Source organism: Flexivirga sp. (genome assembly GCF_051955415.1).
Lineage (GTDB): Bacteria > Actinomycetota > Actinomycetes > Actinomycetales > Dermatophilaceae > Flexivirga.
Genome location: NZ_JBQCGS010000019.1, coordinates 1 through 13436 on the forward strand (window position 1 = coordinate 1; position 13436 = coordinate 13436).

The 13436-nt window shown below is 70.7% G+C and carries 9 protein-coding genes; 7 read left to right on the plus strand and 2 right to left on the minus strand.

The window, feature by feature from the left end; translation table 11 throughout:
• Positions 1-255: 255 nt before the first annotated feature.
• Both ACTHL4_RS03380 and ACTHL4_RS03385 read left to right on the plus strand, forming a co-directional pair.
• Positions 256-1311 carry an ATP-binding cassette domain-containing protein gene (locus tag ACTHL4_RS03380; RefSeq protein WP_440281328.1) on the plus strand — a complete coding sequence of 352 codons (1056 nt, stop codon included), beginning with the start codon at positions 256-258 and terminating at the stop codon, positions 1309-1311.
• Entirely contained in the window at positions 1308-2123 is an 816-nt protein-coding gene (locus ACTHL4_RS03385) for an ABC transporter permease (RefSeq protein WP_440281329.1), read from the plus strand. Before ACTHL4_RS03380 ends, ACTHL4_RS03385 begins: the two co-directional genes overlap by 4 nt.
• On the opposite strand, the gene ACTHL4_RS03390 is transcribed toward ACTHL4_RS03385, so the two are convergent.
• Positions 2114-5380, minus strand: coding sequence for an ATP-binding protein (locus ACTHL4_RS03390; RefSeq protein WP_440281330.1), 3267 nt, complete (start codon positions 5378-5380; stop codon positions 2114-2116). The genes ACTHL4_RS03385 and ACTHL4_RS03390 overlap by 10 nt on opposite strands.
• Positions 5381-5916: 536 nt before the next feature.
• Between ACTHL4_RS03390 and ACTHL4_RS03395 the strand changes: the two genes are divergently transcribed.
• From ACTHL4_RS03395 to cimA, 4 genes are all read left to right on the plus strand, one after another.
• Positions 5917-6969, plus strand: a complete 1053-nt coding sequence (locus tag ACTHL4_RS03395; RefSeq protein WP_440281331.1) for a 3-isopropylmalate dehydrogenase — start codon at positions 5917-5919, stop codon at positions 6967-6969.
• A gap of 329 nt (positions 6970-7298) precedes the next feature.
• Positions 7299-8399, plus strand: coding sequence for a branched-chain amino acid aminotransferase (locus ACTHL4_RS03400; RefSeq protein WP_440281332.1), 1101 nt, complete (start codon positions 7299-7301; stop codon positions 8397-8399).
• 25 nt (positions 8400-8424) lie between these two features.
• A complete protein-coding gene (locus ACTHL4_RS03405; protein WP_440281333.1) occupies positions 8425-9243 on the plus strand; it encodes an HAD family hydrolase in 819 nt (272 codons plus the stop codon).
• A gap of 444 nt (positions 9244-9687) precedes the next feature.
• Positions 9688-11337 (plus strand): citramalate synthase, encoded by a 1650-nt coding sequence (gene cimA / locus ACTHL4_RS03410; RefSeq protein ID WP_440281334.1) that lies wholly within the window; start codon positions 9688-9690, stop codon positions 11335-11337.
• Here cimA and ACTHL4_RS03415 read toward each other — a convergent pair.
• Positions 11309-12199, minus strand: coding sequence for a 3-methyladenine DNA glycosylase (locus ACTHL4_RS03415; RefSeq protein ID WP_440281335.1), 891 nt, complete (start codon positions 12197-12199; stop codon positions 11309-11311). The two genes, cimA and ACTHL4_RS03415, sit on opposite strands and share 29 nt — an antisense overlap.
• 92 nt (positions 12200-12291) lie before the next feature.
• Here ACTHL4_RS03415 and ACTHL4_RS03420 point away from each other — a divergent pair, with 92 nt between their 5' ends.
• Positions 12292-13410, plus strand: a complete 1119-nt coding sequence (locus tag ACTHL4_RS03420; RefSeq protein WP_440281336.1) for an SGNH/GDSL hydrolase family protein — start codon at positions 12292-12294, stop codon at positions 13408-13410.
• Positions 13411-13436 lie beyond the last annotated feature (26 nt).

Here is a 13436-nt window from a genome sequence, read left to right on the forward strand (position 1 = left end):
CCTCCCACGCGCGCTCGGCCCGCTGCCGGCCTAATTCCGGACACGCCCCGCCGCGCACGGCGGGGGTGGCCGGATCCACCCAGCCCCCCCACCCCCCCCGCCCGTTGCATTGCTCGTCGTCGCCGCGCGGGTCGGCTTGTCGTTCGGCCCGGTGGAGGTGCGCTGTCGCCCGCGTCTCGAACGGCGGGCGTGCGCCGTACGCCGCTGAAACCGCGCTGAAACCGGCGCGAAGCCGGCGCCGCCCACGGTGGCGTCATGAACGAAACCACGACCACTCTCGCCGTGGACGCGAGCGGGCTGGTGAAGAGGTTCGGCACACTGCGCGCCGTCGACGGCATCGACCTGCACGTCCGGCCCGGCGAGGTGTATGGCGTCCTCGGTCCCAACGGAGCCGGTAAAACCACCACCCTCAGCATGCTGGCGACGCTGCTGCGGATCGATGCCGGTTCGGCGCGCATCTTCGGCGTCGACGTGCACGACGAGCCGCACAAGGTGCGCCAGCTCATCGGCCTCACCGGCCAGTATGCGTCGGTCGACGAGAAGCTCACTGCCAGAGAGAATCTCGTTCTCTTCGCGCGCATCCACGGACAGCGCAGCGGTATGGCGCGGCGTACCGCCGGGGACCTGCTGGACCGGTTCGCGCTCACCGACGCCGGCGACCGCCTGCTGGAGAAGTTCTCCGGTGGGATGCGTCGGCGGCTCGACCTGGCGGCCAGCCTCATCTCCTCCCCGCCGTTGATCTTCCTGGACGAACCGACCACCGGGCTGGACCCGCGCACCCGCGGGCAGATGTGGGACACCATTCGCGATCTGGTGCGGCAGGGATCGACGATCCTGCTGACGACGCAGTACCTCGATGAGGCCGATCAGCTCGCCGACCGCATCGCCGTGATCGACAAGGGCCGCAAGGTCGCGGAGGGCACCTCGGGGGAGCTCAAGGCGTCGGTGGGCCGGTCGACCCTGGCGGTGCGGCTGGCGGACCCGGACGACATGGACCGCGCCGCTCGCGCGGTCGCCACGGTGCTCGGCCGGCCGGCGAGCCGGACGCCGGAGGCCGCGCGGCTCACGGTGCCGATGGAGCGTGCCGACGACGCGGCCGAAGCACTGGTCGCCCTGCGGCACGACGGCATCAGCGTGCAGAAGGTCACGGTGGAGGAGCCCACTCTGGACGAGGTGTTCCTGGCCCTGACCGGTGCGCCGGCCACCGACGACAGCGGCATCGGCAGCGCCGGCGACGACCGCCCGGACGACACCGGGATCGGCACCGACACGGCTGCCCCGCAGCTCGACCGCATGGAGGCCACCCGATGACCATGCTGACCGCCCACGAGGCCTCGCTGCCGGAGCTGCACGCACACGTCAGCACGGGGGAGACGCTGCGGCAGATCCTGCTGATGGCCGGCCGCGCGCTGCGCAAGATGCGGCGCAACCCCGAGCAGTTTTTCGACGTGACGCTCCAACCTCTGCTGTTCACACCGATGTTCGGCTACATCTTCGGTGGCGCGGTGGCAGGCGGCGTCTCGAAGTATCTGCCGCTGCTGATCCCGGGGATCCTGGTGCAGACCGCCCTGACGACCTGTATGGCGACCGGCGTGACGTTGCGGGAGGACATGGAGAAGGGCGTCTTCGACCGCTTCAAGTCGCTGCCGATGTCCCGGGTCGCGCCGCTGGCCGGACCGGCGCTCGCCGACACCCTCCGCTACACCATCGCCACCACCTTGACCCTCCTTGTCGGGCTGGCGATGGGCTACCGGCCCGATGGCGGTGTCCTCGGCGTGCTGGCCGCCGGGCTGTTGGTGATCGTCGCCGCCTGGTCACTGTCCTGGGTGTTCACCTTCCTCGGCACCATCATGAAATCGGCGCAAGGGCTGCAGGGCATCTCGATGATGGTGCTCTTCCCGTTGACCTTCCTGTCCAACGCCTACGTGCCGACGTCGACGCTGCCGGGCTGGCTGCAGGGATTCGTCCAGGTCAACCCGGTGTCGCACATCGTGTCCGCGTTGCGTTCCCTGGCCAACGACGGCACGGTCGACGGTGAGGTGGGCTGGGCGTTGCTCGCCTGCGCTGCCGTGGTCGCGATCTTCGTGCCGCTCGCGGTCCGGGGGTATCGCCGTCAGCTCTGAGGCAGGCCGGCCAGCCACTCGCGCATCCGCGTGAGCAACGCGTCGCGTCCGGCGCCGGCATACAGCTCCCGACCGGAGGTGTATGCCGGCGCGTCGGGCTTTATGGCGAGCGCGGTGGCCCGCGCGCGCCACCTGGCCGGCGAGGGGCGCGACCCCCCCAGAGCGGCGGACAGGGCGACACCCCGTGCCGCGTGAGCGCGCGCGTCGGCGGTGGTCGCGCGAGCGGCCAGGGCATAGCTCAACCCGAGCACCGCGCAACCGCAGACCGGCAGGTCCACCCGGATCACCAGTGACGCGGGCTGTGCGTTCTCGGGAATCTCGCGCAGGGACGTGATCAGTTTCGTCGCAAGGTCCGGCACGTCGTCGAGCCGGTCGTGCACCGCGTGCCGGATGAGACTGCCGGCCCGGGCCACGGTGACCCACGGTGTCGTGGTCTCCTGGCCCACGAACGGCGCCAGGTGCGAACGCTTCTCGGCGTGCTCCACCGCGGCGCGGTAGCGGCGCAGTCCGGAGTCGACCTGGCCGTTCGCCAGATCCAGTTCGGCGCGGATGGTGAGACCGGTGGTGCCCTCGCCGAAGGAGTCGTCCGCGGCTTCCAGACCGGCGGACTGCAGTTGCGCGGAGGCGCCGGCGAGATCGCCGCGGTGCAGGCGCAGCATCGCGAGGATCCAGCGCATGGAGCTGACATCGCCCTGGGCCCCGAAGCGTTCCAGCAGCGGCAGGAGGCGTTCGGCGCTGGCCTCCGCCTCGACGTATTCGCCTGCGGCCGCTGCGAGTTCGGCAACACGCGACTGGTTGACCAGGCTGCCCCAGAGGCTCTGTGTCATGGCAGGTTCCCCCAGTGCCCGCCGCGCGAGCTGCAGTGCCTCCTCGCCACGCCCGTCGTTCTCCAGGATGTGCGAGGCGAGCAGCATCGCCGTGACGCGCAGCATGGGGTCCGCCGAGTCGGCGAGTTCGAGGGCGTGTTCGGCGTCCAGCACGCTGCCGCCGACGGGGGAGCGGCCGCCGGCGTCCGTCATCAGCCGGCCGAGGGCTTCGACGATGCCGGGATCGGTGGACGGCGGCAGGCGCCGCAACAGGACGAGGGCGCGCAGGCCGCCCGGGCTGCCCACGATGTTGAGGTTGACCGCACCCAGCACCAGGGCCTGGCGGGTGATCTCCAGGTCCGCCGATCCCGGGCGGTAGTGGCTCAACACCCGGATCGCCTCCGCTGCCGGTCCGAAGACCAGTTCGTGGCGTGACTGGACCGACCAGAGTGCACCCAGCGCGCCGAAGAGTGCGGCCACCGCCGGCTCGTCCTCGGCGTCCACGGCGGTGCGCAGCGCAGCGGTGAGGTTGTCCTCCTCGGCGAGCAGGGAACGCAGCGCGGCATCCGGGTCCCGGCCGAACAGCAGCGGTCCGTGCACCCGGCCGGCCCCCGCCGCCCAGGCGGTGACGGCTCGGGCGGCGCTGTCGGTGCGTCCGGTGCGTGCCAGCTGCTCGGTGCCGAACTCCCGCACCGTCTCCAGCATCCGGAACCGCGGCCGCCCGTCACGGTCGGCCCGTCGCAGCAGCGACTGGTCGACGAGGTGCTCGACGATCGTCACCGGGTCGGCATCCGCGCCGTCGGGGCCCAGGTCATCGACGCCGAGGTCATCGACGCCGAGGTCATCGCCGCCGTTCGGTATGGCGGCGAGCACCGCCGAGGCGGCATCCAGGTCGAAGCCGTCGGCGAATGTCGAGAGGGTCGCGAGTGCCTGCTGCTCGGGCGCGCCGAGCAACTGCCAACTCCAGTCGATGACCGCTTGCAGCGTCCGGTGCCGGTCCGGGGCGTCGCGGGCGCCGCGGTTGAGCAGCGCGAACCGGTCACCGAGGCGTTGCTCGATCTGTTCCACCGACAGCACGTTGGTGCGGGCAGCCGCCAGTTCCAAGGCCAACGGCAGCCCGTCGAGGCGGGCGCACAGGCGTCGTACGACGGCATCGGGCAGCTCGATGTCAGGGCGCACCGAGCGCGCGCGCTGGCCGAAGAGCTGGACGGCGGTGTCCGGGGTCAGCTCCGCGAGCGGATAGACCGTCTCGGAGGACAAGCCGAGCGGCGCCCGGGTGGTGGTCAGGATCCGCAGGTCGGGCAGCAGGGCCACCAAGGCGCGGACGAGTTCGACCGCGCCGTCGAGCACGTGCTCGCAGTTGTCCAGGACCAGCAGGGCCGAACCGCCGGCCAGGCTGCGGGCGATGGCCGTGGTCAGATCGGTGGGTCCCTCGGTGGTGCGTCCGGCCCGGGTGCTGGCGCCCGTGACACCGAGCGCCGAGGCGACCTCGGCCGCGACGTCCGCGGGATCGGTGACACCGGCCAGGCCGACGAACTGCACCGAACGCTGCAGCGCTCGGCGGCATACCGCGTGCGCCAGCCGCGTCTTGCCCAGCCCGCCGGGCCCGAGCACCGAGGTCACCCGCGAGGTGGTGGTCAGTGCCGTCACGGCGGCGACATCCTGGTCGCGGCCCAGCAGCGGATTGGGCTCGTGCTCGACACCGGTGCGCAGCTGCGGACGGTCCCTGTCCAGCAGTTCACGGTGCACGGCCTGCAGGGCCGGCCCGGGATCGGTGCCGAGCGTGTCGCGCAGCCGGCGGCGGTGCCGTTCGTAGCGATCCAGCGCAGCGGCCCGCGCACCACTGGCCGCGGCCGCGCGCAACAGCGCGGCGAGCACGGTCTCGTCGTCGGCCGCCTCGTCAGCGCATGCCTCGAGTTCGTCCAGGGCCTCCCCGTGGCGGCCGAGCGACGCCAGCGCGAGACCCCGCTCGCGGTGCAGGACGGCGACCAACGGCAGTGTCTCCTGCCGCACGCGATGGACCGGGTCGTCCGTGGCGACGAGGTCCTCGCCGGCGGTCGCGGCCCCGGGCCACAGGGCCAGGCCTGCGTCGGCGTGTTCCAGTGCGGTGGCCGGGTCGCCGTCCCGCGCGGCGCGGCGGGCCGCGGTGGCCCGCAGCCGGACCGCGGTCGCGTCGATCTCGTCCTCGGCGAGGGACAGCCGGTAGCCGGCCCGCGTGTTGGCGATCGCTGCGTGGCCGAGGGTGGACCGCGCCCGGGAGACCAGGACCTGTAGCGCCTTGTGGGGGTGTTCCGGACGCTGCCGCGGCCACAGATCGTCGATCAGCCGGGCGCTGCTGACGCCTACCCGCGGGTCGCAGCTGAGTGCGCAGAGGAGGCGGCCGATCGCGACGCTGGTGATCGGGGCACCGTCGAAACAGATCTCGGGCAGCACGACCAACCGGACACTCACCCCCGCGAGCCTAGTCGGCGGCGCGGACCGTCCGTGGGTCGATCGCAGCCGTCCACATGTTGAGATATGGGTATCGGTGGGCGGACAGCGCAGCGTAGCTTTGGCGGTATGACGCGGAGCCTCTTCATCCTCATCGGCTGCCGCGGCGAGCTCTAGGTCAGCGTCTCGCCGCGGAGAACCCGCGCTGCGCTGACCACTCGCCCCCCTTTTGATTTCCGCCTGGCCCGGTTCCATACGGGGGAACACCGGGACCACGCATTCTCGTGAAGGACCGCATCATGACCGAAGAACAGCTGGAAGCCCGTCGCGCCCTGCAAGAGTCCATGGACCTGAGGGACTGACGACCGCCACAGTCGTGCGGATCGGTCGGGGTCGACCCATCCGCGCACGCATCGTGTTCAGCGCTCGATGCGTTTCTCCTGAAAAGGGCCCCGGCTGCGATCCAGCCGGGGCCCTGGTGTGTCCGCGGCCGCGCGTGGTGTCCGACATACAAGATCCAAATATCGAATAACGAGACGTCCACTTACGCTGGCGGTATGACGCCAGCTCCCACGCAGACCATCAATCTCGCCGTCATCGGTGGCGACGGCATCGGGCCGGAAGTCGTCGCCGAAGGGCTCAAGGTCCTCGACGCGGTGTCCGAGACCACGGTCGATCGCACCGAGTACGACCTGGGCGCCCAGCGGTGGCACGCCACCGGCGAGACGCTGCCGGACGGCGTGCTGGCCGAGTTGCGCGGCCACGACGCGATCCTGCTGGGTGCCATCGGCGACCCGTCCGTGCCCAGTGGGGTGCTGGAGCGGAACCTGTTGCTCCGACTGCGTTTCGAGTTGGACCACTACATCAATCTGCGACCTGCCAAGCTCTTCCCGGGCACGTCCTCGCCGCTGGACGTGCAGAAGGTGGCACCCGAGGGCATCGACTTCGTCGTGGTGCGCGAAGGCACCGAGGGCCCCTACACCGGCAACGGCGGTGCGCTGCGCGTCGGCACACCGCACGAACTGGCGACCGAGGTCAGCGTCAACACGCGGTTCGGTGCCGAGCGTGCGGTGCGTGACGCCTTCGCGCGCGCCCAGGCGCGTGACCGCAAGAAGCTCACGCTGGTCCACAAGCACAACGTGCTGACCCACGCCGGCCACCTGTGGCGCCGGACCGTCGAGGAGGTCGGTGCGGAGTTCCCCGACGTGACCACCGATTACGCGCACGTGGACGCGGCCACCATCTACCTGACGACCGATCCCGGCCGGTTCGACGTGATCGTCACCGACAACCTCTTCGGCGACATCATCACCGACCTCGCCGCCGCGGTGACCGGCGGCATCGGGCTCGCCGCGTCCGGCAACATCAACCCGGACCGCACCGCCCCGAGCATGTTCGAGCCGGTGCACGGTTCTGCGCCGGACATCGCGGGCAAGGGCATCGCCGACCCGACCGCGGCGATCCTGTCCGTCGGTCTGCTGCTGGCCCACCTCGGCCACGACGCGGCCGCGCAACGGGTGCAGGATGCCGTCACGGCGGACCTGGCAGCGCGCGGCACCGCACAGCGCTCCACCAGTGAGGTCGGCGACGCCATCGCGGCGCGGCTCTGACGCCAGTCGGTAGGAGGCGGCCCGCCTCGGCGACCTGTCCACTTTCGGCGACCGTTGCCGGTTGTGCACGCCGGAAGTGCGCCGACCCGTCCACTTTCGGCGACCGTTGCCGGTTGTGCACGGCGAACTCGCCGGCGTGCGTGATGTTCCGGCGACCGTTGCCGGTTGTGCACGGGAAACCTGCCCGGACGGGCCGACGGATCGGTCGGGCGGGAAGCTGCCTCGTCGGCATGTGGCCCACGTCACCGCCCGCCGCTGCGCGGCCGGTGGCGTGGGCCTACGCTATTGCTTGGAAGTCCAACCAAACTGAAAGTCACCCGGAGGAAGTCATGGGACTGGAGTTCACGGTCACCGAGCGGACCGACCGCGCGAGCGAAGCAGACCGTGCCAAGGTCCTGGCCGACCCGGGCTTCGGCAACTACTTCACCGACCACATGGCCCGCATCGAGTGGGACGCCGAGAGCGGTTGGCACGACGCGAGCGTCGCGGCATACGGCCCGTTCCAGTTGGACCCGGCAGCGGCCGTCCTGCACTACGCGCAGGAGATCTTCGAGGGCATGAAGGCCTACCGGCACGCCGACGGCTCGGTGTGGACCTTCCGCCCGGAGGCGAACGCCGCTCGATTCGCTCGCAGTGCAACACGGTTGGCGCTCCCGGTGCTGCCCGAGGAAGACTTCGTCCAGTCACTGAAGGAGCTCGTCGCGGTCGACAAGGCGTGGGTGCCCGAGGCCGGCGACGGCGGCGAGGCCTCGCTCTACCTGCGACCGTTCATGTTCGCGTCCGAGGCGTTCCTCGGTGTGCGTCCCGCCCGGAAGGTCACCTATTCGGTGATCGCCTCGCCCGCCGGCGCCTACTTCGGTGGCGACGGCGTCAAGCCGGTCAACCTGTGGATCTCCACCGACTACGCGCGCGCGGGCGAGGGCGGCACCGGCGGTGCCAAGTGCGGCGGCAACTATGCGTCCTCGCTCGCCGGACAGCTGGAAGGCATCGCCGCCGGCTGTGACCAGGCGGTCTTCCTGGACTCCTCGACGCACACCTACATCGAAGAGCTGGGCGGCATGAACCTCTTCCTCGTCTACAAGGACGGACGCATTGTCACGCCGGAACTCACCGGCACGATCCTCGAAGGCGTCACCCGCAGCTCGATCCTCGAGCTGGCCAAGGACCTCGGCCTGTCGCCGGAGGAGCGCCGCATCCCGATCCAGGAGTGGAAGGACGCCGCAGCCGCCGGCGAACTCGCCGAGGTGTTCGCCTGCGGCACCGCCGCGGTCGTGACGCCCGTCGGCGAACTGCGCTGGGACGGCGGCTCCTGCGACCACCGGCGCGAGGGTCACGTCGACGAGGTCGCCGGCAAGATCCGCTCGACCCTGCTGGACATCCAGTACGGCCGTGTCGAGGACACCCACGGCTGGCTAACCCGGCTGGCCTGAGCCGCAACGCCGTTCGCACTGCCCCGTGACGCGCCCGCGCCTGGTCGCCAGCGACCTCGACGGCACCCTGCTGCGCCCGGACGCGACCGTATCGCCTCGAACGGCTGCGGCGTGGTCGCGTCTGCCTGAGCTGGGCATTGCGTCGGTCGTGGTGACGGCCCGGCCACCTCGGTGGCTGCACGCGCTCGAAGCCGTCGTCGGAGAGCACGGCGTCGCGATCTGCGCCAACGGCGCGTTCGTGTATGACGTGCCGGGCCGGGCCGTCCGCCAGGCCCATGCGATCGAGCACGAACAGGTGCGTCAGATCGCCGCGCTGTTGCGCGAACACGTCCCGGGTGTCGGTTTCCTGGCGGAACTGGCGACAGGAGTACAGGTCGAGCCCGACTATCCCGGGCTGGACGTCGAGTGGACGCCCGGCGAGGGCAACGAGTGGTTCCCGGACGGTACGGTGCGTGCCCCGCTCGAAGAGCTTGCACCCGACGCGGTCGTCGGCAAGCTGCTCGCCCGGCGCGAGGCGCTGGACGACGAACGCTTCGTCGAGGCCGTCGCCGACGTGCTGGGGGACCGGGCCGTCGTCGTCCAGTCGCACTACGGCGGGCCGGCCGAGATCTCGGCCCCGGGTGTCACCAAGGCCAGCGGTCTGCAGCGCTGGTGCGACGAGCTCGGGATCGACGCAACACAGGTGTGGGCGTTCGGGGACATGCCGAACGACCTGCCGATGTTGCGCTGGGCCGGCACGTCATACGCGATGGCCAACGGGCACCCGGAGGTGCTCGCCGCCGCGGACGAGGTGTGCCAGAGCAACGCCGACGACGGCGTGGCCCAAGTGCTGGAAACGCTGTAAGGACAGCCTTTTCGACGGCCGGTCGAGCGGCGCAGCGCTGTGCCGGGTCCCAGCGCCGTACCGAAGTCTCCCCAGGGTGGGGTTCGGCACGGATCCGGCCCGTTTCTTGTACCGAAGTCTCCCCAGGGTCGGGTTCGGTACGCGCGCCCGGCACGCCGCGCCGCCGCCCCCTCAACGCCATCCCGTATGACGAGACGCCGGTGTCATGCCTCGGACGATCGGTGGCAAGCTGTGCACGTGGCACTTCGAGTGACCGCGGTTACCCCCGCATCGGTCATTATCAGCTAGCGCGTCGGACCCGGTCCGACGCGCAACCTCCCGTTACCCCGGGAGGTTTTTTCGTGTCCGGCCCCAACACGGACGGCGCGAGCGAAGGACCGGCCCGGCGTGGCCACCGGAACACCGACGACCCGCTGCACAGCATCGCCTCGAAAGGCGCACCGCATGAACGAACACCCCGCGAAGTTTCTCCCCCGCTTCGCTCCACCGAATACTTCGCGGAGGCCCCGTAGCGAGTTCCACGTCTACGACACCACCCTGCGCGACGGCGCGCAGCAGGAGGGCCTGAACCTGTCGGTGACCGACAAGCTCGCGATCGCCGCCTACCTGGACGAACTGGGCGTGGGTTTCATCGAGGGTGGGTGGCCCGGCGCCAACCCCAAGGACACCGAGTTCTTCGCCCGGGCCCGCACCGAACTGCAGTTGCAGAACGCCACCTTGGCCGCGTTCGGCTCGACCCGCCGCGCCCACACGGTCGCCGCGGACGACCCGCAAGTCCGCGCCCTGCTGGACGCGCACACCGACGTCATCACCCTGGTCGCCAAGTCACACTCCCGGCACGTCCGGGAGGCATTGCGCACCACGCCGGAGGAGAACCTCGCGATGATCGAGGACACCGTCAGTTTCCTGACCCGGGAAGGGCGTTCGGTCTTCCTGGACGCCGAGCACTTCTTCGACGGCTACCGCACGGACCCGGCATACGCCCTGGAGGTCGTCCGCACCGCGGCAACCGCCGGTGCGCAGGTCGTCGCCCTGTGTGACACCAACGGCGGCATGCTCCCGCCACAGGTGACCGACGTCGTGGGCGAGGTGCTGGCCGGCACCCAGGCCCGGCTGGGCATCCACTGTCACAACGACACCGGGTGCGCCGTGGCCAACTCACTGGCCGCCGTCGCGGCCGGCGCCGACCACGTGCAGGGCACCATCAACGGGTATGGCGAACGCACCGGCAACGCCGATCTGGTGACGGTGGTCAGCAACCTGCAGTTGAAGCTGGACCGTGAGGTCGTCGCACCGGACCGGCTGCGCCGCGCACTACACCTCAGCCACGCCATCAGCGAGGTCACCAACGTCGTGCCCTACGGTCGCCAGCCGTATGTCGGCGCCAGCGCGTTTGCACACAAGGCCGGCCTGCACGCCTCCGCGCTCAAAGTGGATCCCGACCTCTACCAGCACACCGACCCGGCGCTGGTCGGCAACTCCATGCGCACGCTGGTCTCGGACATGGCCGGCCGCGCCAGCATCGAGCTCAAGGCCAAGGAGCTCGGCTACGACCTCACGCACGACCCGGACCTGGCCGCCCGCACCGTCAAGCGGGTCAAGGAACTGGAGCAACAGGGATGGACCTTCGACGCCGCGGACGCGTCGTTCGAGCTGTTGTTGCGCCAGGAGGTCACCGGCGAGCCGCTCCGCTACTTCGACACCGAGTCGTGGCGCGTGATCATGGACTCCGCGAGCGCGAACGGGCCGTCCCTGTCGGAGGCCACCGTCAAGTTGCACGCGGCCGGTCGCCGCGTCGTGGCCACCGGTGAGGGCAACGGTCCGGTCAACGCCCTCGACCACGCGCTGCGCGAGGCGCTCGCCGATGCCTATCCCGAGCTGGCGGCGTTCGAGCTGATCGACTTCCGGGTGCGCATCCTGGACGCCTCGCACGGCACCGACGCGACCACCCGGGTGCTGATCGAGACCAGCGACGAGCAGGGCAGCTGGCAGACCCTCGGTGTCGCCCCCAACATCGTGCACGCCAGCTGGGTCGCCCTGGTCGACTCCTTCACCTACGGGCTGCTCAAGCGGGGGGTCGACCCGCGCCGGTGAGCGCCGCCGCGTCCTCCACCTGCTCGCACACCGTGTGCAGACGGGTCCGCAGACGCTGTCCGCGGTCGGCGAATTCCCTTTGCCGACGGACATATTCGGCTTTGCCCTCCGGTGTCTCGATCGGCACGGGCCGATAGCCCAGCTCGGACAGGTCGTATGGCGAGGCCTGCATGTCCAGGGTCCGGATGTCACGAGCCAGTTCGAAACAGTCGAGCACCAGATCGCCCGGCACGGCCGGTGACAGCTTGTACGCCCACTTGTAGAGATCCATGCCGACGTGCAGGCAACCCGGCTGCTCCAGCGCGAGCTGTTGTTCGCGGGTGGGTTGCAGGGTGTTGTGCGGCCGGGCCTCGTCGGTGAAGAACCGGAACGCGTCGTAGTGCGAGCACCGCACCGTATGGCGCTCGACGACCTCGTCGGTGCCCGCGCCGCCCAGCCGCAGCGGCCAGTCCTCGTGCCGTATGTCGCCGGACCGGTAGACCATCGCCCACTCGTGCAGCCCGAAGCAGCCGAGCGTGGCCGGCCGGCCGGCGGTGGCGGCCAGCAACGAGCGCACGAACCGCAGCGTCGCTCCGCGCTTGGCGACAAAGAGGGACGCGTCCAGGGAGGTGACGCCGTCGACCTCGCGGTAGAAGCCGGCGCCGGCATGGTCCGGTGCGTCGCGCAGCCCGACTCCGACACCGGGGTGCCAGCGCCGCAACCGGCTCGGGCGGTGGGAGTAATAGGTGAAGAGGAAGTCCTCGACCGGGTGCGCCCGACCGCCTCGGCGACGTTGCCGATGACCGGCGGTCAACGCGTCCGCCCGGCGCTCGTGCGCCGCCGCGAGCGGCGCCCAGGCGGCATACGACAGGCAGGTGGACATTCGGCCGATCCTATCTTCGGCGAAGTCGGCGGCCCGGGCCGCTCGGCTGACTAGAGTGAGCCTGCTCAGTCACCGGGTCCGAGGAGCCACCCATGCGCCGCCAGTTCTCCGTCGCCGCAGCCGTCGCGGTGGCCGCCGCGAGCGCCTTGCTGCCGATCGCGGCAGCAGATGCCACCGCACGCCCCGCCACCGCCGTCCGTGCCGCAGCGACGACCGCGCCGCCGTGGTACCTGGCGCTCGGCGACTCCCTGGCGGCCGGTTATCAGCCCGGCGCGGGCGACGACAAGACCGGCGGGTATGTCGGAGGGGTGCTGGCACACCTGAAGCAGACCGAGCCCGGCGTGCAACTGGAGAATCTCGCGTGCTCCGGTGAGACCACGATCACCATGCTGAACGGCGGCAGATGCCGCTACCCCGAAGGCAATCAGGTCGACGCAGCCGTCGCCTTCCTCAAGGACCACCCGCACATCAGCCTGGTGACACTCGACATCGGCGCCAACGACGTGCAGACCTGCGCGACCCCGACCGGCATCGACCTGAAATGCGTCACGCAGGGCATGCAGGACATCACGAAGAATCTGCCGAACATCATGGCCAAGCTGCGTGCCGCCGCACCGCACGCCCGGATCGTGGTGGCCAACTACTACAACCCGTTCCTCGCGGCATGGCTGCTCGGAAACGACGGGCAGACCCTGGCCAAGGCGTCGGTGACGTTGCAGGGGCAGCTGAACGGCATCATCGACGCCGCGGGCAAGGCCGTCGGAGCGCCGAGGGCCGACGTGGCGAACACCTTCTCCAGCACCGACTTCACCGACCTGGTGGAGGTCAAGCCGTATGGCGAGCTGCCGCTCAACGTCGCGCGGATCTGTGAGTGGACCTGGATGTGCTCCCAGCAGAACATCCACGCCAACGACGCCGGCTACGCCGCGATGGCCACGTCCGTCATCGCCGCGATCCCCGCGGCGCCTCCGACGACTCCGACCTCTCCTGCGCCGCCGTCCAGCCCGACTTCGCCACCACAGTCCACGACGACCAGCAGGGCGACGACGACCGGCACGGTCACGTCGGCAACCACCGGTCCGCCGATCATCACCGACGGCGGGACGGGCGCCAGCAACGACGCGGTGCTGGTCGGTGCCGGTGTCGCGGCGATCGGCGCAGCGGCGGTGGCCGGTGGCGCCTTCGCCCGCACGCGACGTCGGCGCGACTGACGTCCGGCGCCCCCGTAGGCTGGGCC

What these genes read in the sequence shown, in the direction of transcription:
- ACTHL4_RS03380 (WP_440281328.1), top strand. Translation starts at nt 256, where the DNA reads ATGAACGAAACCACGACCACTCTCGCCGTGGACGCGAGCGGGCTGGTG.
- ACTHL4_RS03385 (WP_440281329.1), top strand. Translation starts at nt 1,308, where the DNA reads ATGACCATGCTGACCGCCCACGAGGCCTCGCTGCCGGAGCTGCACGCA.
- ACTHL4_RS03395 (WP_440281331.1), top strand. Translation starts at nt 5,917, where the DNA reads ATGACGCCAGCTCCCACGCAGACCATCAATCTCGCCGTCATCGGTGGC.
- ACTHL4_RS03400 (WP_440281332.1), top strand. Translation starts at nt 7,299, where the DNA reads ATGGGACTGGAGTTCACGGTCACCGAGCGGACCGACCGCGCGAGCGAA.
- cimA (WP_440281334.1), top strand. Translation starts at nt 9,688, where the DNA reads ATGAACGAACACCCCGCGAAGTTTCTCCCCCGCTTCGCTCCACCGAAT.
- ACTHL4_RS03415 (WP_440281335.1), bottom strand. Translation starts at nt 12,199, where the DNA reads ATGTCCACCTGCCTGTCGTATGCCGCCTGGGCGCCGCTCGCGGCGGCG.
- ACTHL4_RS03420 (WP_440281336.1), top strand. Translation starts at nt 12,292, where the DNA reads ATGCGCCGCCAGTTCTCCGTCGCCGCAGCCGTCGCGGTGGCCGCCGCG.